Below are 18,497 nucleotides of genomic sequence, written 5' to 3'. Positions count from 1 at the left end.
TTCACTGGGTGTCACTTGGTGTAGTTGTAGACGGTCGCCCGGGATACACCGAGCAGGTCCGCGATGGTCTGCGCGGCATCGCGCGAGTCGAAGTAGCCGTCCTGGTGCAGCTGCCGTACGAGTGCCTTCTTGTCCTCCCTGCTCAGCGACCGGGGGGTGGCGGCGCGCTCCGCGGCCAGTTCCTCCACTGCCCGGCGCAGCTCGCGCGCGTTGCGGTCCCGCAGGGTTTCCAGGGCCTGCTCGCGGTGCTCGGTGTCCGTGGCCACGAGGTTCGACAACGCGAGGGTCACCGGTGACAGCACCGACACGTCGAGGTTCAGGCAGAGGGCCGCGATGTACTCGCCGGCGGCGTTCTTGATGCCGATGGACGTGCTCTTGGCCGGGCGGCCGTCGGGGAACTGGTTGGGGTAGTTCTGGATGACGCTGGGGTAGCCGGGGTCCTCGATGCGGGCCAGGCCCAGCTCCGTGACGGAGTCCCCGACCTCGCGGCCGGAGAGGTTGTTCTCGATCGCCCGGATCGCATGCTGTGGATCCCGCAGATCATGCAGGACCACCTCGCACAGGCCCGGGAACATGCGGCCCAGCGCAACAGCGATCTTTTCGGCCTCACGGATGAGGTGCTCGTCCGCCTCGGCCGAGGCCGCGGCAGTGACGCCCTCGTGCTCGTCCATCTCCGCCCCATCAACAACGCGTTCCACGAGGCCTCTTTTCGAACACTGGGTTAGATCTATTTTCTGTCTCTAGATAATAAGTCTAGGTAGTCTCCCCTGTGATTGTCCAGCAGGCCAGTCGGTCGGCGAGGTGACCCGGACGCGGGTGCGGCGATATTGCTGTCGCCCGCGAGGACAAGAAGGACGCCGCGGCCGTCTGGAAGCGGACCGTCGGCCAACACCCGATCATGGGGTTCGTCGATCACGGCAGGGCGGGGCCGGCGAGGCGCCGACGGGGCTTGCGCGCAGGATGCGCGGGGGTGCGGGGCGGGGCCCGTCGGTTTGATTGCCGACTGCGCCGGCGTCGTGGCGCCGGCAGTTCCTCAGCTGCCCAGCAGCTTGAGCGTCTGACGGTGCCAGACGAGCGGATTGCGGTCGTCGTCGGCCATCATGGCGAGCACGCGCAGCACGATGATGTCGTGATCGCCGGCCGGATAGTTGTGCTCGACAGTGCACTCCAGCCAGACCGGCGCGCCTTCGAGAAACATCGCGCCGGATGCCGCTTCCACCGTGCGGAGATCGGCGAACCGGCCCGCCTTGCTGCGGGACGCGAGTTGCCGGGCCTTGTCGCTGTGTCCCTCGCCCAGGACGGAGATCCCTATCGCCTGCGCGCGAGACAGTACCGGCCAGGTCGTCGAGCTGTGCTGGGCGGCGAAGGAGACCATGGGCGGGTTGTAGGAGACCCCGACGGCGAACGACGAAACGATCATGACGGTCGGGTCTCCGTGGACGCGCGCCGAGAGGGCCGCGACTCCTGAGGGGAATCCGGAGAACGCCTTCTTCATCTCGCCGGGATCCGAGGTGAAGCCTTCCAATGTCGTCCCTTCGCTTGTCGTCCCTTCTCTTGTCGTCATCATGCGGCCCTCGTCTTCGCGGCGTCGAGCACGATCCGACTCCACCGCCCGGCCCAGCGGGCGAGTGAGTCATCGGTCGTGTAGGTGGAGTCGAGCTGGTAGAGACTTTGCGCGGGACAGGTCGCGCCGAGCTCGACGAGCACTGGTTTGAGGGTGAGTTCGGGGGCGAGCGTGTGCGCGGGTCCCGCACCGAGCATGAGGGACAGTGCCACCTGGCCCGCGAGGCCGGTCTCCGTGGGGAACTGGTCGAGAAAGAGCTTGAGCAGGCCGGTGTAGGTGCCCTTGTAGGTGGGGGATGCTGCGATCACGACGTCGGCGGACCGCACTCGCTCGACGGCCGCGGTGACGTCCGGGTCGCCCCAGCCGAGCAGGCCGGCGCCGAGCGCGGTGACTTCGAGGATCTCGCAGTCGAGTTCGAGGGCTGCCGCGAGGCGTTCGGCGGCATCGCGGGTGCGCGAGCCGGCCTTGGGGTTTCCGACGACGGCGACAGCCTTCATCAGGCAACTCCTGTGGGTAGTTGGGGCGCAGGGGCGGAGGCCGCGGGGGATCCGGCCCCGGGATGGTCGACCCGGAGGACTGCGGACGCGAGGAGACAGAGCAGTCCGACGGCGGCGAGGCCACCGAGGGTGACCGCGTAGCCGAAACCGGCCAGCAGAACGGCACAGACCGCGCTGCCCAGCACCGCGCCGAGCTGCTTCATGGCGTTGAAGGTTCCGGACGCCGCCCCGACCTCGTCCGGAGCGACCGCGGTCACCGCCGCGATCGACAGGGGTGACCACACGAACGAGTTGGCCACTCCGTACACCGCGAAGGCGGCGGTCAGCGCGGAGATCGGCGCGTCCGTCGCGACGAGCGCACCCGACGCCCCGATGGACAGGACGAGCGCCAGGGAGCCGATGACGGCAACCGCACGGGGCCCGATGCCGTTGTTGAGCCGGGCCGATACAGGCGCGCCGAGCAGGCACAGCACGCCCATCGGTACGAGGGTGAGGGCCGCCTCGCCGGGATCGAGCCCGCGGTCCCGCTGGAGGTAGAGCATCAGCGGGATCATGGCCGAGCCGGCGCTGAAAGCCGCGGCGGCGGCAGCCCAGGATGCGGTGACGAACCCGCGGCTGTGCAGCAGCGCGATAGGCACCAACGCCCGCTGTCCGTCCCGGCGTTGCAGCCACACGACGCCCACGACGACCAGCGCGCCGACGACGGAGAGCAGCCACCGGGGTATACCCAGCACATCCGCGCTCTCGGCATCCGTGCCCTGGATGCCGAGCACGAGTGCGCCGACGCCGGCCGCGTTCGCGCAGATCGCCCACACCGGGATGCCCGCCTTCTGGCGGGGGAGGGCCGGTACGAACGCGGACACGGCGACCATCGCGGCGACGCCGACCGGGACGTTGACCCAGAACACCGCGGGCCAGCCGCCGGCGGCGACGAGCAGGCCGCCGAGCAGTGGCCCGGCGGCCACCGCGGCTCCGCCGACCGCGCCCCAGGTGCCCAGCGCGACGGCGAGGCGCGGTGGCTGGAAGAGCGCCTTGATGAGGGTGAGGCATTGCGGTGTCATCAGCGCGGCGCCGACGCCCTGGACCACTCGCCAAGCGATGAGTGCCGTGATGGTGGGGGCCAGCGCGCACAGCAGCGACCCGAGAGTGAAGGCCGCGAGGCCGATCAGGTGGACGCGCCGGTGGCCGTAGCGGTCGCCCAGCCGTCCCGCGATGATCAGTGGCACCGCGTAGGCGATGAGGTAGCCGCTGTTGACCCAGATCGCGAGGGTCTCGGTGGTGCGCAGGCCGGTGATCAGTGCGGGCAGCGCGACCGATGTGATCGTGCTGTCCAGCAGCAGCATGAAGAACCCCGCGCACAGGCTGCCGAGCGCGAGCCAGTGGCGTCGCTCGCTCGGTGTGGTCCCTGTGGTCATCTCACACCGCCAGGTTCTCGCGCAGCGTGCTGCCGGGGTAGGCCGGGGCGAGCGCGCCGCGGCGGCGCAGCTCGGGCAGCAGCAGCTCGCTGATCTCGGCGAAGCCCGAGGGCATGGCGAGCGGGCTGGAGAGCATGTAGCCGCCGCGCGATCCGGTGGCGGCGAAGTTCTCCTCCAACGCGTCGGCGACGGTGGCGAAGTCGCCGACGATGCTGTGATCGAGCCCTGTCGCCCGCCCGCGGCCGTGCGTGAAGAACTCGCTCCGGCTCATCGTGTGGTCCTCGCCGAACTCGGCGATGAGCGAGCCGACGAGACCCGCGGGACTCGCGTTGGCCGCCACGATCTCGTCGCGCAGCTCGGCCAGGCGGAACGACTGCGGCAGCGTGGAGAGGTCGTACCCGGCGTTGTGCGACAGGTAGGTGGCGACGGCTTCCTCGCTCCAGAACTCGTGCACCGCGTCACGGCGTGCCCGTGCTTCGGCCGTCGTGCGGCCGACGATGACCTGCGTGGCCCAGAGGATGCCCACCTCGGCCGGATCGCGTCCCTCGGCGAGGAGTGCCTCGTCGAGCAGTTTGCGGTGGCGGTGCTGGGCCATGAGGTTGCCGCCGAAACCGAAGACCAGATCGGCGAGCCGGGCCGAAGCGGCAATGCCCCGGGGTGAGTTGCCCGCCTGAACGATGAGCGGGTGGTGCTGCGGACTGGGTACCGACGCGAGCGGGCCCTTGACGGTGAAGAAGCGCCCCCGGTGATCGATCGGGTGCACCTTCGCAGGGTCGGCGAAACGGCCCGTGGCCCGGTCTCGCACGATGGCGTCGGGCGCCACCGAGTCCCACAGCGCGCGGCAGACCGCGACGAACTCCTCCATCCGCTCGTAGCGCAGATCGTGGTCCATCAACTCCGCGAACCCGTAGTTCGCCGCGTCCGCGCCGCGCGTCGAGGCGACCACGTTGAACGCGATGCGCCCACCCGTCACATGGTCGAGCGAGTTGAGCAGCCGGGCCACGTAGAACGGGTGCATGAATGTCGATGAGTACGTGAGACCGAAGCCGATCTTCTCGGTCACGGTGGACATGGCCGCGATGACCGGCGACATGTCGTGACGCGGCCATTGGATGCCCCATTCCACGGCCGGTTCGATGCTTCCGCGCCAGGTGCTGGGTATGCCGCTTCCGTCGCCGAAGAACAGCATGCCGACGCCGGCCCGCTCGGCCGTCCGCGCGAGTTCCATGTACATGCGTACGTCAGGGAAGTCCTGCCCGACCCAGGAGCCCTGCCGGGCCCACGCACCCTCGGTGTGGGTGAAGGAGAGGTCGTAGCCGATGTGCATGCCGTTCACCGCACGCCCTTCTTCCACAGTTCGACGACCTCGTCGGTGTCGCTGAGCACGGCCACGTTGAGTCCCAGCTGGACCAGGGCCGCGGCGTTGACGTCGAGGTCGTAGGCGGCCGTCGCGTCCCGGGGGACGACGACGGGCCAGTCCAGTTGCATGGCGTCCTGGGCGGTCGCGTCGACGCAGCACTCGCTCGTCAGGCCCACGACGGTGAGCCAGTCGCAGCCGGCCGTGTGGAGCCGCGCGTCGAGATCGGTGCCGAGGAAGCCGCTGTACCCGCGCTTGACCACGCGCAGTTCGCCGTCGGTGGGCCGCACGCGGTACCACTCGGCCCCGGGCGTACCGAGGACGCACGGCTCGTCCGGGCTCATGGGCGCGTCGTAGTCGCCGCCGCGCAGCCAGTTGCTCGACCGCCACGGCCGAGCGGGGTCGCTCCCCAACTCGACCCAGACGACGGGCGCTTCGGCCGCACGCGCGGCGTCGACGAGGTTGCCGATGCGACTGACCGCCTGGTCGAGCGCAGCCAGTGCGGCATCCGTCAGGCCGTATTCGGTGAGGCGGTCCGGATCGGCGAAGTCCCGTTGTACGTCGACCACGACGAGCGCGGGCCTGTTGCCGGGCCGGGTGAGGTGGGCGAGTTGTCTCCTCCGCAGGTCGGACATCAGACGGCCACCTCGTCACGCTCGCGCAGGGCGGGCAGGACGGTCTCGCCGAACAGCAGCATGTCCTCGTCGTACTCCGGGAAGATCAGCATGAGCCCGTCGAGGTCGGCCTCGCGCACGATGTACTCGATGTGATCGGTGACCGTCCGCGCCGATCCCGCGACGTACGGGGTCTGGAACGCGGCCTCACCGCCCGCCCCCTCGGCCCATGCGCGAGCCTGGTCCTCGGGCACGCCCCAGGTCCGGCGCATGTGGGTGAGCGCCTCACGGTCGAGACCCGCGCCCCACTCCTTCACCTTCTTGGCGGCGAGCTCGTCGGTCTCGTCCTGGACGACGGTGAGCATCGAGTAGGTCTTGCAGATCCGGCCGTTGGCCTTAGCCCGCTGGTGGACGTCCGCCGAGAGCTTCCGCATCTCGTCGAGACTTTCGGCGGCGAGGAAGGCCCCGTCGGCGTACGTGGCCTGGAAGCGGCGCGCCTCCTGAGACCGGCCCGCGTTGATGATGGTCGGGCGGGTGGCCGGATGCGGGCGGGACTCGCAGTCGACGAGATCGAAGTACGGCGTCCGCATGGTGACTGAGTCCTCGGTCCACAAGCGGGTGACCGCTTCCGTCCACAGCTCCGTCATCTGGTAGCGGTCCGCGTGGCTGAGCTGCGGGTCCCACTCCCCGAACTGCTCGAACTCTCCCGCGTAGGAGCCGTTGACGATGTTCATGCCGGCGCGGCCGCCGGAGATGTCCTGGAGGGTGGTGAGCATCTTCGCCGCGACGGCGGGGTTGTGGACGTTGGCGTGCAGGGTCGCCCAGATCTTGACCCGGCTGGTCGCCTCGGCGAGCGCCGCCATCATCGTCATCGATTCCAGCGAGCGGCCCCAGTGGTCGGTGCTGCCGCCGAAGCCGCGCCACTTCGCCATCGACATGATGAAGTCGAGGCCGATGGTCTCCGCGTGCACGGCCGCGCGCTTGTTCCACGCGTAGGTCGCCTCGGGATGGGGCGCGGTCGTGGACAGCATCCAGCCGCCGTTCCCGATGGGGAGGAAGATTCCGTACTCTTTCGCTGGCACGTTGGTGGGCCTTTCCGTGAGATTTCTGCTGCCACGTGACGAGGCCGGGAGCCGTGCGGGCCGGTCCCGGTGCGATGCGGCTACGGGGCGGGCCAGACCAGCTTGTCGGCGGCGTAGATGTTCGTCACGGGGGAGGTGTCGAACCATCTCTCGGCCCGGGCGGCGGTCACGCTGTCGGGCACGATCTCGAACTGGTGGAGCATGTCGACGAGTCCCGCGACGTTCTTGGGGTCGATGGCGCCGAACGGCTGTCCGGACGTCGGATTGTCCTTGGCGACCTGCGTCTCGGTCTTCCAGATGGTCGCGTTCAGTTTCTTGTCGTACGTCGGTCCGGACAGCTGTGCCGCGTATCCGACGCACTCGGTGATGTGCTTGTCGTCGGCCGAGCAGTAGTCGTAGGCGTGCAGCGCGGCGCGCAGGATGTCTTCGACGGCTTGCGGGTTCGCCTGGGCGAACTTCGGGTTCACCGCCATCGCGCCGAGCGAGCTCGGGACGCCGTAGTCGATCGGCTTCCACACGGTGACGTCTTTGCCGGCCGCCTTGAGCTGGTTGGGCTCGTTCGAGATGAATCCCGTGAGCGCTTCGAGGCCGCCCTGTCTGCGCGGCAGCACGGAGGGGTCGTAGCCCTGCTTGACCAGCTTGAGCGAGTCCCACTTGACTCCGGCCTTGACCAGCATCGCCCTGACGCCTGCGGGTACGAAGCCCTTGTGGCCGACGACCTTGCCGTCGAGTTGGGTCAGGTCGGTGATGTCCTTGTTCGTCATCAGGACCTCGAGGCCGGCGCCCGAGTACGAGGAGATGCCCGTGATGTCGATCCCGTTGGCCCGGGCCTGGATGACGTCCTGCTGGGAGACGGGACCCACGGTCGCCTGTCCGCTGGCGAGCAGCTTGGTGATCTGTGCTGTGTCGCCGGTGCCGGGCTTGAGGTCGACGTCGAGGCAGAGGTCCTTGAAGTAGCCCAGCTTGTCGGCGGCGATGTACTCGAGGATCGACACCGACGACTGGTACTGGTAGCCCGACAGGTAGGTGATCTTGCCGGCGGCCTTGTTCTCGGCGCAGCGCTTGGCGGAGATCGCGGACCCTTCCGAGCCCGTCGAGGTGCTGTCGCCGGAGTCCGAGCCGCATCCCGCGACGCCGGCTGTCAGCGTGATGGCGGCGAGGGAGGCGAGGCCGGATCTGACGATGCGGTTCTGCATGGGTGACATGGCTGGCATGGATGACGTGGGTGACTTGGATGACGTGGGTGACATGGGTGACTCCGAACTGGCGAGGGGTGCCGAGGGAATGGTGTGGATGCGGGCATGGGCCGCCGAGCGCCCCGCCATCGCGGGCCGCCGGTAGAGCAACGTGAGGCCTCAGCCGGTGTGAGGGCGCGTCAGTTGTGCGCGCTGTCGTGCCAATGGAGTACGCGGCGCTCGACCAGCGTCACGACGAGCAGCAGCAGCACGCCCATGACCGCGAGGACGAGAATCGAGGCGTATACGACCGGCAGTTGGTTCATCGACGAGGCCACGCTGATCGCGGTGCCCAGGCCGCCGGTCGACCCCGACGCCGACATCTCGGCCACCACGGCGCCGACGATCGACAGCGGGAAGACGATGCGCAGCGCCGCGAACACGTACGGCAGCGCGTTGGGGATGCGCACGTGCCACAGCAGTTCGATACGGCCGGCATCCAACGTCTGGTACACCTGCAGCACCTGCTGCGGCACGGACCGCAGACCGGCCGCGGTGTTGATGAGGATCGGGAAGAAGCAGATCAGGCCGGCGATGACGAGTTTGGGCAGCGGGCCGAAGCCGAAGGCCACGACCAGGGCCGGTGCGATGGCCACGAGCGGGGTGACGTTGAGGACGACCGCGATGGGCATGACCGCCCGGCGTATGAGGGGGAGTTCACTGGTCAGCACCGCTAGGGCGAACGCGGCGACGAATCCCATCGCGAGGCCGGCCACCGCCTCGCCAAGAGTGACCAGGGCGTTGTCGACGTAATAGCCGAACTGGGTGGCGAGCGAGCTGCCGATGTCCGGCAACGGCGGCAGCAGGTACGGCAGTTCCTCGGCTCCCCACTGCCAGAGGGCGGCGAGGATCGCCAGCGTCACGAGGAGGGGCAGCCACACGGCCGGGCGGATCCAGGCGATCCGGGACCTCGGGTGGCTGAGGTTGAAGCGCGACGGTTCGACGGGTGGATCCGCCTCGGTCGCCGGGGCGATGGTGCGTTCGTCGGCTACGGTCATGTCCGCACACCCCCACTCACGCGGCTTCGCCGTGCCAGGCACGGCGAAGCCGGTCTCGGATCAGGTCCTCGTACTCGTGGAAGCGGCGCTCCCCGAAGAGGCGTTCACCGCGCGGCCGGGGCAGGTCGACGTCGACGGTGTCGACGATGCGGCCGGGGCCCGGGGCCATGACGACCACGGTGTCGGAGAGCCGGACGGCCTCGGAGACGGAGTGGGTGACGAACAGGACCGTCGTCTTCAACTCGTCCCAGAGATCGAGCAGTTGATCCTGCAGACTCTCGCGAGTGAACTCGTCGAGCGCCGAGAAGGGCTCGTCCATGACGAGCACGTCGGGCCGCAGGCCGAAGGCGCGCACGATCGCGGCACGCTGCCGCATTCCGCCGGACAGTTCCGCCGGGAGCTTGTGCATGGCCTCGCCGAGACCCGCCTTGGCGAGAAGTTCGCGCATGTCAGGGGCGGCTGGCGCGGCTTCCCGCTCGACGAAGCCGGCGATGCGCTCGCGGTGCCTGGCTGCACCCTTGTTGATCCTCTGCGGCAGAGTGACGTTCCGCAGCACGGACAACCAGGGCAGCAACGCCGGGCTCTGCGGCACGAGGCCGATCATCTTGGCGGCGCACGCCTTCGCCGGCGGGACGCCGTGCACCCGGACCTCGCCCCGGTCGGGCTGCTCAAGGCCGGCGACGAGGCGCAGCAGTGTCGACTTGCCGCAGCCGCTGGGGCCGATGAGGCTGACGAAGCGGCCGGACGGCACCGTCAAATGGACGTCGTCGAGGGCATTGGTCGCGGACGACCCGAATCCGTAGACCCGGTGCACCGACCGCAGTTCAAGTGCTGGCGTACCAGTCACCTTCACGCTCCCATCCATGTAGCGAGCACGAAGGCCCGGTCCTGGAAGTCGGAGAGCGTGCGTAGCGAGTGCGGGTGACTGCCACGCGGAAATCCGCTTAGGTGTCTCCGACCGTAGGAGCCTTGTGTTTCGGTCCACCACCGCGATGTGTTTCGCGGACTTTACGTTCGGTGTTGCAGAGTGACGGCCGCGTTGCCGTCGAAGACGTAGATCTCGATCCCGAGGTCCGCCGCCGCGCGTGCCACCCAGCCGCCGAGCGCCTGCACGATCAGCTCGGTGATCAAGAGCACCGTGCGCTCGGCGGTCGGCACGGAGTCCCGCAGCCAGAGCAGTTTGAACATGTCCGCCATGACTTTGTTGCGGTAGGCAGGCTTGTACGCGCCCTGATTGCTGACGAGTTGAACGAGCACGCGGCCCGCGGCGTCGATCCCCTCGACCTCGACACGGCTGCCGTCGGGCAGCATGAGCGGCTTCGGACGCAGCGCGGTACCGAGCTGGTCGCCGAGGGCGACCAGCATGTGGCGTTCGATGGAGCCCTCGGCGAACCGGCTCCACTCGTTGGGGGCGTCAAGGACTGTCAGGTGCACCTGCCGGAGTTTAGGAAACGTCCGTTTCCCACGTGTTTCACGTGATCGGCGCGTGGCTCGGGTGGTGGGTTGCCGACCCCTCGACAGCGCAACGGACTTCCGCCCGGCCCGTCAGAACTCGTCCCGTGGAGTTCTGCGCCCGTGGGCCCCGGGCGCAGCTCACTCCTCGCGTTCGGTGCCGCCGAGCCGTGAGGTGTGGGAGGCGCCGTGGCCGGGCGTGGCGTCGGGTGCGCTCCAACTGGCGAGGAGGGCCAGGGCCTGCGCGGAGGAGGAGCCGGGCTCGGCGGTGTAGAGGCACAGCGTCTGGTCCGGGTCGGCCGGGAAGGCGAGGAGTTCGTGGTGCAGGGTGAGGGCGCCGACCACCGGGTGGTGGAAGCGCTGTGTTCCGTGGACGCACTGGGCGACTCGGTGGCTGTCCCACCAGGTGTTGAACTCCGGCACCTTGACGTAAGCCTCGCCGATCAGTTCGTTCAGCCGGGTGTCGTCGGGGTGGCGTCCGGCCTGCAGGCGGAGATCGGCCACGACGATCTCCGCGACCTCGTCCCAGTTCGTGTACCGCTCGCGGGCCACGGGGTCGAGGAGGACGTAGCGGGCGAAGTTGCGCTCGCGGTACGGCAGTGCGTCGAAGTCCGTGATCAGGGCACGGGCCAACTGGTTGGCGGCCAGGACGTCCTGCCGGTGGTTGGCGACGAAGGCCGGCGTGACGCCGTTGAGGATGTCCACCATCCGGTGGACCTCGGGCCGGGCCCGCTGCACACGTGCCGGGTGGCGGCGCCGCGGGCGGGTGGTGGAGGGTCGGACGAGGTCGAAGAGGTATTCGCGCTCGTCGTCGTCCAGGCGCAGGGCGCGGGCCACGGCCGTCAGCACGGTCTCGGAGACGTTGGGGTGCCTGCCCTGTTCGAGGCGGGTGTAGTAGTCCGTGCTCACCCCGGCCAGGTACGCGACCTCCTCGCGGCGGAGTCCCGGAACCCGGCGGGCGCCGCCACCTGGGGCCACGCCCGCCTCGGCCGGGCTCAGGCGGGCCCGGCGGGTGCGGAGGAAGTCTCCCAGCTCAGCGTTCTGCTCCATTTTTTCAGTATTGCCGCTGGTGGTCCGGTCGCCTGGTGCCAGGGTGGCCCAGCTGGACCCAGGTTCGGCTGGGCCCGCTTCGAGGGCCGTCGGTACGGCCGGCGGCGTGAAGCTGGAGACAGGCCGGGCGCGAAGGACCGAGCCCGGTCCGGAAGGGTCGTGCCTGGTTCCGAAGAGTCGTCACGTACTCGCCGGCTTTCGGCCCGCACCCGGTCTCCGTCCTGCCTAGTGGAGCACCCCAATCACCATGCCTTTCGTCATCTACGTCATCGGGTTCGGCACCTTCGCCCAAGGCACCTCGGAATTCATGCCGGCCGGGCTGCTGCCGCCCCTCGCCGGTGATCTGAACATCTCCCTGTCCGAGGCCGGCCTGCTCGTTTCCGCCTTCGCCGTCGGCATGGTCGTCGGAGCACCGCTGCTGACGCTGGCCACCCTCAAGCTGCCCCGCCGCGCCGCGCTGACCGGCTTCCAGATCGTGTTCATCGCCGGGCACACAGCCGCCGCGCTCGTGCCGCACTTCGGATTTCTGCTGGTCACGCGTGTGGTGACGGCCATGGCGTATGCCGGATTCTGGACACTGGCCTCGGTCGCCGCAGTCTCCCTCGTCCCCGCCGACCAGCGCGGTAAGGCGGTGTCCGTGGTGGTCTCCGGACTGAGCATCTCCATGATCCTCGGCGTGCCGGCCGGCACCCTGCTGGCCCAGCACGCCGGCTGGCAAGCGGCGTTCTGGGCGGTGGCGGTGCTGACCGCGCTCTCCGCGATCGCGCTGCTGGTCGTCCTGCCCGGCGGACACGACGCCGACGCACCGCGGCTCGAACTGCGCACCGAACTACGGTCGCTGGCCGTGCCCCGGCTCTGGGTCGCCTACGCCACCACCGCGCTGACCGTCTCCGCCACCATTTCTCGCGATGCTGCTGGGTGCCGGCGGCTTCCTCACCAACCCGGCGGTCAACGCCCGGGTGTTCAGCGTCCTGGGCGAGGTCCGGACGCTGGGCGGAGCCATGAACATCGCCGCCTTCAACGTCGGGATCGCCATCGCCCCCTGGGTGGCGGGCCTGGTCATCGACGCGGACCTGGGCCTGGCGGCCATCGGCTGGGTCGGCGCGGCCTTCGCCCTGGCGGCCTTCGCGAGCACGCTCCTGGACCGCCGGCTCACCCGCCGCCACCAGCGCACGACGCAGCCCCATGGCCCGGCCGTCCCTCACACACACCAGGCAGCCACCGCCTCCCGGTGAGCCGACCACGACCGACAGAACCCGCTCCCGTAGAGCGACGCTCGCGCCGCAGCCGGGTGACTGACGCCTTCCCGACGCGATGTCCGACGTATCGAATGTCGAGTAACTCCGGTTCGCCGGCCGATGGTTGTGCGGCCCGCGCGGTGGCCGTGCGGTACGTCGGCGCCATCGTGGGGGGGCGTCGTGGGTGTGCCGCACGAGGTTGAGCGCGGGGACGGCGGGGAACTGGCCGTGGCTTCCGCGACCGGGCCGTTGCCGCCGCACCTGCACGCAGGCGGTGGTGTCGGGCCGGTCGCCTTGTGGGGTGCGGCCGGCCCGACGGCCTTGTCAGTGCGCGGTTCTAGTCCGCGGTCTGGACGGGGTCGGCGGTCACCTTGCGCAGCAGCGGCCTGCTGGCGCCGATCGCGGCGAGCATCGCCAGCGTGCCGACGGCCACGCAGGCGGCCAGTTGCAGGGCGCCGGAGACGTTCATCGTGCTGTCGGCCGCCTTGTTGAGCTGGTAGGCGCCGTAGACGCCCATCGCGGTGGTGCCGCCGGCCAGGACGGCCAGGGGGAGGGCCGTCTCGCGCGTCCGGGCTCGGTCCAGCATCCTCAGCGGAGTGCCGGCCAGCCGCAGCAGGCCGTAGACGCGGCGCCGGTCGAGGACGTTCGCGGCGGCGGTCAGACCGGCGGAGGCGGCCGCGACGAGGAAGCTCATGCCCAAGGTGGCGGTACTGACCACGCCGAGGCGGTCCATGTACACGTTGTCCACGGCATTCGGATAGTCCTGCGTGAACGGCAGCCTGCCCGCTCCGAGAGGGGTCAGCGCCGTGACGGCGGTGTCGAGCTGGTCCTGGCCGCCGGAGACGCGGGCGATCAGGCCCGAGCTGCCGTGCAGCGGATTGTCGAAGTCGTCCTCGGAGGGGACCGTGACGGTGGCAGTGACGCCCGCTTCGCGCAGGAGCGTGCGGGCTTCGGCGGCGGCACGCTGGGTGGCCGCGGAGTCCGCGGTCAACACGGCGACCTGGCCGTGCTGGTCGGAGAAGCCGATGGCCAACTGGCTGACGGAGAAGAACCCGGCGACGAAGCCGGCCAGGACCAGGCCGCTGACGGTGCGCCAGGCGCCGCTCGGGTCGTCGCTGAGCCGACGGGCCGCCAGCAGCGTGGCCGGGCGGCGGGCGTAACGGCCCACGATCCGGCCCAGCCGGTCCACGACCCACGGGCCGAAGAGCCAGAACGCGCCGTAGAACAGCGCCAGCAGGGCGACCATCTGCCGGGCGCCGAGCTGCCCGCCCTGCGTGGAGAACAGGACGTAGCCCAGTACCGCGGCGAACAGTACGAGCCGGATCATGCGGGTGCGGCGCGGGTCGGCCTGCTGGGCGACGCCCAGCGGGGAGGTGGCGACCTGGCGCAGCATCGTCACGGCGCTGACGGTGATGAGCGCGGTGACCGCCGGCACGACGGCCGCGAGCCAGGGCAGGCCCACCCACAGCTGGCCGGTGTACCAGCCGCCGACGCCGTAGGGGATCTCGGCGAGGGCGGGCAGCAGCGTCGCGTACGCGAGGGCACCCGTCAGCGCTCCGGCCCCGCCCACGGCCGCCGCCTCGGCGGCCGTCATGGCGATGATCTGCCGTGGGGTCGCCCCGGCCAGGCGCAGTGCGGCGAGCCGCTGCTCGCGCCGGGCGGCGCCCAGCCGTCCGGCCGCCGAGGCAAGCACGATCACGGGCATCACCAGCAGTGCCACGCCCAGCACCGTCATCTGCTGGTCGGGCCCGGTGAAGGGGCTCGGCTGGGTGGAGGTGAAGCCGGCGATCTCGGCGCGTGCGGTCTGCTCCTCGTCGTACCAGTTGTCGCCCCCGGCCGCCTTGGACACCGACGGATCGGACGGCGCCCGTCCCACGACGGCGACCAGCTCGTCGGGGGAGGCGAGGCCGGCCGCGTCGATCGTGCCGTACGACGCCGGCTTCGGGAGGCGGTCGGCCAGTTGGTTCGTGGGCAGCTCGCGCATCAGCCCGTCGAGCGCGGGGGAGACGTACACCTCGCCCTGCTCGGGGAAGGTGCTCAGGCCGGGCGGGGCGGGTGTGGCCTTGCGGCCGGGCAGCTGGGCCAGCGACACCACGGTGACGGGCTCGTGGCGGACGTACGTCGTGGTGACCGCCTGGACGGCGGTGGCCTGCTTCGCCGGTACGGCGTCGGGCGTACGCCATGTGGTGCGGTCGGCCCGGGCGCCGGAACCGAGGCTCGCGGCGATCATCACCAGCAGCACGAACGCGCTGACGGCGGCGACGACGACGGCCAGCAGCTGCGTCTGCAGGCCGCGGCGGCCGGAGGACTTGGCGAGGTGCCAGGTCAGGGGCAGGACGGGGGAACGCATGGAGGTCTCCGGGGCGTGGATGGTGCGGTCAGGCGACCGTGTACTGGCTGTGGCTGCTGATCCGGCCGTCCCGCACCTGGAGGATCCGGCCGCAGTGGGCGGTGACGTCGGCGTCGTGGGTGACCATCACCAGCGCTGTGCCCGACTCACGGGTGACGAAGGTCAGCAGCTGGATGACCTCGGTGCTGGTGCGCTGGTCCAGGGCGCCGCTTTCAGGTCCCGGCAGCGCACGTCGGACACGTCGCTCATGACAAGAGGCTCGCACCGCATGAAGTACTCCGAATCTCAGCGGGAAGGTCAGCGATCCCAACCTCTCCGGTGGGCCCGGGCAGCGGCATCGGCCGAACGGCCACAACGCCCATGAGCCCGGGGCCGGGCCCTCGGCCGTTCGGCCGATCCACGGCCCCGAGGCGGCGGCCCTGCGGTGATCCCATGCGGGTCCGCACCGCGGTGCGGACCCGGGTTTCCCTGGCCCTCACGGTCGGGGTCGCGCTGACAGGCCGGCCCGTCCCACCTGCGGCTTCGGGGCGGTCGGTCGCCGTAGAGCCTGGTCGGGCCCAGTCTCATGACCCGCCGGATGACCGCGGCGCGCGTCGCGCTGGAGGCGACGAGGGGAGTACCGGCCCCGCGCCTTCCAGCACTTGAGCGGGATCACGGCGTACTACAACGCGCAACTGGTACTACCTGTACGTCGCCGCGGGCAACCACGAACAGGCGGTCCCGCGTGCCGCGAGTTGCGCCTGAGGCGTGCTGAGCGTCGACGACGCTGCTCAGGAGCCTCTCAGCGACCTTCACAGGGCCGCGGCTCGGCCTGGACATCGAAGGGCACCCGCAGTCCGTCTCCGACGCCGCTCTCGACGAGTCCGTCGCAGCCGTTGGCGCCGACGGCCTCGGGTGACAGGGCAGTAGGCGGTTCGGCCGCGAGGTGCTTCTGCGTTCAATCGAACGGTTGAAGGCAGAAGCGGCTTCCGGGCGATGCGCGGCGCCTCGGTGAGGCGGCAGGCTGACGGCGCCGTGGTCTACGGCGGATTCACGCAGGCCGAGAAAGGACCAACCCCCTCACATGTCCAACAACTTCAGCAGGCGACGGATGCTCGCGGCGGGCGCAGGCGCCGTGTTGGGCGCGACGTCCGCGGTGTCGGTGTCCGCCGCGCCCCTTGGCACACACGCGTCGGCCGGCACCGCCGCGGACTCCGCGTCCGACACCGCGTCGCAGGGCGTCGCAGGCCGTGGTGAAGAGACCCGTTCGCTCGACGAGCTGTACCAGGACGCCATCGCCGAGGGCGGCAAACTCGTGATCTACGCGGGCGGAGACCTCGCCAACTCGGGGAGCGGCGGGGGCGCGAGGGCGGCCTTCCGCCAGCGGTTCCCGGAGATCGACCTCACGCTCATCGTGGACTACAGCAAGTACCACGACGTCCGCGTGGACAACCAGTTCGCCACCGACACCCTGGTCCCCGACCTCGTGCAGCTGCAGACGCTGCACGACTTCACGCGCTGGAAGCGCGAGGGGCGGCTGCTGCGGTCGTTCTTCGACGTGCTGGACGAGGGCGCTCCCACCGGCAAGCCGGTGCTGATCGCCGCCACGGGCGACAGCTCCCGGCGTTCCCTAGTCCTCGAGCGCGCGGCAGCAGGGAAAGGATTACCGATGAGCGACAACTTCAACGACAACTGGGCGAACGGCGGCGTCGCGCCCGACCGCTGGGCCAGCGCCCTGCACCTGTTCGACAACGGCGCCGGCGTGCCGCACGAGGAGACCACCGCCGAACGCTGGGAGCGGGCCCAGTTGCTGTTCGAGGCCCGGGACTACATCGGTGCTGCCCGGCTGCTCGCCGCCGTCGTGGAGGAGGCCCCGGAGCAGACCGGCCCCCGGCTGTTGCTGGCCCGCTCCTACTACCACTCCGCACAACTGCGGCGCGCCGAGGAACAGTTGCGCCTGGTCATCGACCGCAATCCGGTGGAGCACTACGCCCACCTGATGCTGGGCCGCACCTTGGAACGTCAGGGGCGGCGCGAAGAGGCGAAGCCCTGGCTGCGCATGGCCGCCGCGTTGGAGGGTGAGTTTCCGGACGACTGACGGTTAGTTTCCGGACGACTGAGGGGGCGGGCGCTGTATGCGATCGACCTCGGTCGTCAGGGCCGTCAGGCAGATGGCCAGCTTCGCAGGGCCATGTCGGCCACCTGCTGGAGGTCGTCGCGGGTGGTGCCGCTGGCGGCTTGGACGGCGATGCCGTTTGCCACGGTCATGAGGTAGCGGGCGAGCAGTTCGGGATCGGTGCCGGGGGGCAGGTCGCCTTCGTCGACGGCTTGCCGGAACCGGTCGCGGAGGAGGGAGGTGTGCTCGTTGCGCCAGACGATGAGGGCGTCGCGGGCATTGCTTCCCGGGTCGCCGGCGGCGAGGGATCCCTGGACGCCGAAGCACCCGGTGGGACAGCCGGGGCGGGTCGTGGCCCGGACGGAGCCGCCCAGGAACGCGGTGGCCACCTGTCGGGCGGTCGGTTCCTGCAGGGCCCGGGCCCCATACGAGGCGGGGCCTTCGGTATAGCGCTCCAAGGCCTTCCGGAACAGGTCCTCCTTGTTGCCGAAGGCCGCGTACATGCTGGTGCGGGTGATGCCCATGGCGTTGGTCAGATCGGTGAGGCTGGCGCCTTCGTAGCCCTGTTGCCAAAAGACCCGCATGGCGTGTTCGAGGGCCTCGTCGGCGTCGAAACTCCTCGGTCGGCCGATCGGTGCCTTCTGACGCGTCTCCATACGGTCGAGCATACCTCTTCCGTACCGGTCGGTGCAGATGTGCTACGGTCCCGTTCAGTATCGATCGGTACTGAAGTTTGTGGAGGTCATTCGCATGGGACAGCTTGAAGGCAAGACCGCCGTCGTCACCGGCGGCGGCACCGGGATCGGCCTGGCCACCGCCGTTCGGCTGGCGGCCGAGGGCGCGCACGTGTTCATCACGGGCCGGCGCAAGGACGTGCTGGACGCGGCCGTCGAGACCATAGGCCCGGCAGGGGCCACCGCGGTGGTGGGTGACATCTCCAACCTGGCCGACCTTGACCGGCTCTACGCCACGGTCCGCGCCCGGGGCCGGGGCCTGGACGTGTTGTTCGCCAATGCCGGCACCGCGTCGTTCGCGACGCTGCAGCAGGTCACCGAGGACCACTTCGAGGAGACTTTCGGCGTCAACGTCCGGGGCACATTGTTCACGGTGCAGAAGGCGCTGCCGCTGCTCAACGACGGCGCGTCGGTGATCCTGAACTCCTCGGTGCGCGCCGATGACGGTGTCGCGGCCTTCGGTACGTACGCGGCCTCCAAGGCAGCGATACGGTCCTTCGCCCGGACCTGGGCCAACGAGCTCAAAGACCGCGGTATCCGGGTCAACGCGATCTCCCCGGGCACCATCGACACTCCTGGACTCGACGCCGTGGCCGCGGGCGACACGCCCCTCACCAAGTCACAGTTCGCCGCAGGTGTCCCACTGGGCCGGATCGGACGCCCGGACGAGGTCGCCAACGTGGTGGCTTTCCTCGCTTCCGAGCAGAGCAGCTTCATCCTCGGAGCCAACCTGTACGTCGACGGCGGCGAGAACCAGATCTGACCCGCGGGCGATTACCGTCGCGCGACCGCCAGAAGCACGGTCACGAGCGGCGG

18 protein-coding genes and 2 pseudogenes are annotated in these 18,497 nt (G+C 70.0%); 5 read left to right on the top strand and 15 right to left on the bottom strand.

Annotated elements, in window-relative coordinates; translation table 11 throughout:
• Positions 1 to 11: 11 nt before the first annotated feature.
• The 8 genes from GAS53_RS25040 to GAS53_RS25005 all read right to left on the bottom strand — a co-directional run bounded on the left by GAS53_RS25040 (position 12) and on the right by GAS53_RS25005 (position 7,725).
• A complete protein-coding gene (locus tag GAS53_RS25040) occupies positions 12 to 671 on the bottom strand; it encodes a helix-turn-helix transcriptional regulator (protein WP_151479992.1) in 660 nt (219 codons plus the stop codon).
• A 362-nt stretch (positions 672 to 1,033) separates the two neighbouring features.
• Positions 1,034 to 1,567, bottom strand: coding sequence for a flavin reductase family protein (locus GAS53_RS25035; protein WP_225859067.1), 534 nt, complete (start codon positions 1,565 to 1,567; stop codon positions 1,034 to 1,036).
• Complete coding sequence (locus tag GAS53_RS25030) at positions 1,564 to 2,061, bottom strand: NAD(P)H-dependent oxidoreductase (protein WP_151479951.1); 498 nt, start codon at positions 2,059 to 2,061, stop codon at positions 1,564 to 1,566. Before GAS53_RS25030 ends, GAS53_RS25035 begins: the two co-directional genes overlap by 4 nt.
• Positions 2,061 to 3,476: an MFS transporter gene (locus tag GAS53_RS25025; protein WP_151479950.1), complete on the bottom strand. Its 1,416-nt coding sequence runs from the start codon at positions 3,474 to 3,476 to the stop codon at positions 2,061 to 2,063. The genes GAS53_RS25030 and GAS53_RS25025 overlap by 1 nt, the downstream gene beginning before the upstream one ends.
• Before the next feature lies 1 nt (position 3,477).
• Positions 3,478 to 4,803, bottom strand: a complete 1,326-nt coding sequence (locus GAS53_RS25020) for an NtaA/DmoA family FMN-dependent monooxygenase (RefSeq protein ID WP_225859075.1) — start codon at positions 4,801 to 4,803, stop codon at positions 3,478 to 3,480.
• A gap of 5 nt (positions 4,804 to 4,808) precedes the next feature.
• On the bottom strand, positions 4,809 to 5,468 hold the full coding sequence (locus GAS53_RS25015; protein ID WP_151479948.1) for a cysteine hydrolase family protein: 660 nt from the start codon (positions 5,466 to 5,468) through the stop codon (positions 4,809 to 4,811).
• A complete protein-coding gene (locus GAS53_RS25010; RefSeq protein WP_151479947.1) occupies positions 5,468 to 6,529 on the bottom strand; it encodes an LLM class flavin-dependent oxidoreductase in 1,062 nt (353 codons plus the stop codon). The genes GAS53_RS25015 and GAS53_RS25010 overlap by 1 nt, the downstream gene beginning before the upstream one ends.
• Before the next feature lie 80 nt (positions 6,530 to 6,609).
• Complete coding sequence (locus GAS53_RS25005; protein WP_151479946.1) at positions 6,610 to 7,725, bottom strand: ABC transporter substrate-binding protein; 1,116 nt, start codon at positions 7,723 to 7,725, stop codon at positions 6,610 to 6,612.
• Between the two features lie 16 nt (positions 7,726 to 7,741).
• Here GAS53_RS25005 and GAS53_RS57660 point away from each other — a divergent pair, with 16 nt between their 5' ends.
• Positions 7,742 to 7,870, top strand: a complete 129-nt coding sequence (locus tag GAS53_RS57660; protein ID WP_263974160.1) for a hypothetical protein — start codon at positions 7,742 to 7,744, stop codon at positions 7,868 to 7,870.
• Between the two features lie 34 nt (positions 7,871 to 7,904).
• Here the strand turns inward: GAS53_RS57660 and GAS53_RS25000 are convergent, their stop codons facing one another.
• The 4 genes from GAS53_RS25000 to GAS53_RS24985 all read right to left on the bottom strand — a co-directional run bounded on the left by GAS53_RS25000 (position 7,905) and on the right by GAS53_RS24985 (position 11,264).
• Complete coding sequence (locus GAS53_RS25000; protein WP_151479945.1) at positions 7,905 to 8,762, bottom strand: ABC transporter permease; 858 nt, start codon at positions 8,760 to 8,762, stop codon at positions 7,905 to 7,907.
• Between the two features lie 16 nt (positions 8,763 to 8,778).
• Positions 8,779 to 9,609 carry an ABC transporter ATP-binding protein gene (locus tag GAS53_RS24995; RefSeq protein WP_225859066.1) on the bottom strand — a complete coding sequence of 277 codons (831 nt, stop codon included), beginning with the start codon at positions 9,607 to 9,609 and terminating at the stop codon, positions 8,779 to 8,781.
• Positions 9,610 to 9,770: 161 nt separating this feature from the next.
• Entirely contained in the window at positions 9,771 to 10,196 is a 426-nt protein-coding gene (locus GAS53_RS24990; RefSeq protein ID WP_151479943.1) for a hypothetical protein, read from the bottom strand.
• A 159-nt stretch (positions 10,197 to 10,355) separates the two neighbouring features.
• Positions 10,356 to 11,264: a helix-turn-helix transcriptional regulator gene (locus tag GAS53_RS24985; protein WP_151479942.1), complete on the bottom strand. Its 909-nt coding sequence runs from the start codon at positions 11,262 to 11,264 to the stop codon at positions 10,356 to 10,358.
• Positions 11,265 to 11,511: 247 nt separating this feature from the next.
• Here GAS53_RS24985 and GAS53_RS58400 point away from each other — a divergent pair.
• Both GAS53_RS58400 and GAS53_RS56490 read left to right on the top strand, forming a co-directional pair.
• Positions 11,512 to 12,093 (top strand): annotated as a pseudogene (locus tag GAS53_RS58400) (MFS transporter); the annotation flags it as partial.
• Positions 12,094 to 12,172: 79 nt separating this feature from the next.
• Positions 12,173 to 12,499 (top strand): hypothetical protein, encoded by a 327-nt coding sequence (locus tag GAS53_RS56490; RefSeq protein WP_225859079.1) that lies wholly within the window; start codon positions 12,173 to 12,175, stop codon positions 12,497 to 12,499.
• 340 nt (positions 12,500 to 12,839) lie between these two features.
• On the opposite strand, the gene GAS53_RS24975 is transcribed toward GAS53_RS56490, so the two are convergent.
• A complete protein-coding gene (locus GAS53_RS24975; RefSeq protein ID WP_151479941.1) occupies positions 12,840 to 14,852 on the bottom strand; it encodes an FtsX-like permease family protein in 2,013 nt (670 codons plus the stop codon).
• A gap of 28 nt (positions 14,853 to 14,880) precedes the next feature.
• Positions 14,881 to 15,063, bottom strand: a pseudogene (locus tag GAS53_RS24970) (ABC transporter ATP-binding protein); the annotation flags it as partial.
• A gap of 1,437 nt (positions 15,064 to 16,500) precedes the next feature.
• On the opposite strand from GAS53_RS24970, the gene GAS53_RS58025 reads away from it, so the two are divergent.
• The gene (locus tag GAS53_RS58025) at positions 16,501 to 16,929 is read left to right on the top strand and encodes a tetratricopeptide repeat protein (RefSeq protein WP_151479990.1); all 429 of its coding nucleotides are present in this window, start codon (positions 16,501 to 16,503) and stop codon (positions 16,927 to 16,929) included.
• A gap of 65 nt (positions 16,930 to 16,994) precedes the next feature.
• On the opposite strand, the gene GAS53_RS24950 is transcribed toward GAS53_RS58025, so the two are convergent.
• Entirely contained in the window at positions 16,995 to 17,603 is a 609-nt protein-coding gene (locus GAS53_RS24950; protein ID WP_151479940.1) for a TetR/AcrR family transcriptional regulator, read from the bottom strand.
• 94 nt (positions 17,604 to 17,697) lie between these two features.
• Between GAS53_RS24950 and GAS53_RS24945 the strand changes: the two genes are divergently transcribed.
• A complete protein-coding gene (locus GAS53_RS24945; RefSeq protein WP_151479939.1) occupies positions 17,698 to 18,444 on the top strand; it encodes an SDR family NAD(P)-dependent oxidoreductase in 747 nt (248 codons plus the stop codon).
• The last annotated feature ends 53 nt before the right edge of the window (positions 18,445 to 18,497 follow it).

This window comes from Streptomyces albicerus (assembly GCF_008905045.1).
Lineage (GTDB): Bacteria > Actinomycetota > Actinomycetes > Streptomycetales > Streptomycetaceae > Streptomyces > Streptomyces albicerus.
The sequence above is the reverse complement of the archived record's forward strand: the minus strand, read 5'-3'. Positions and strand labels throughout refer to the sequence as shown.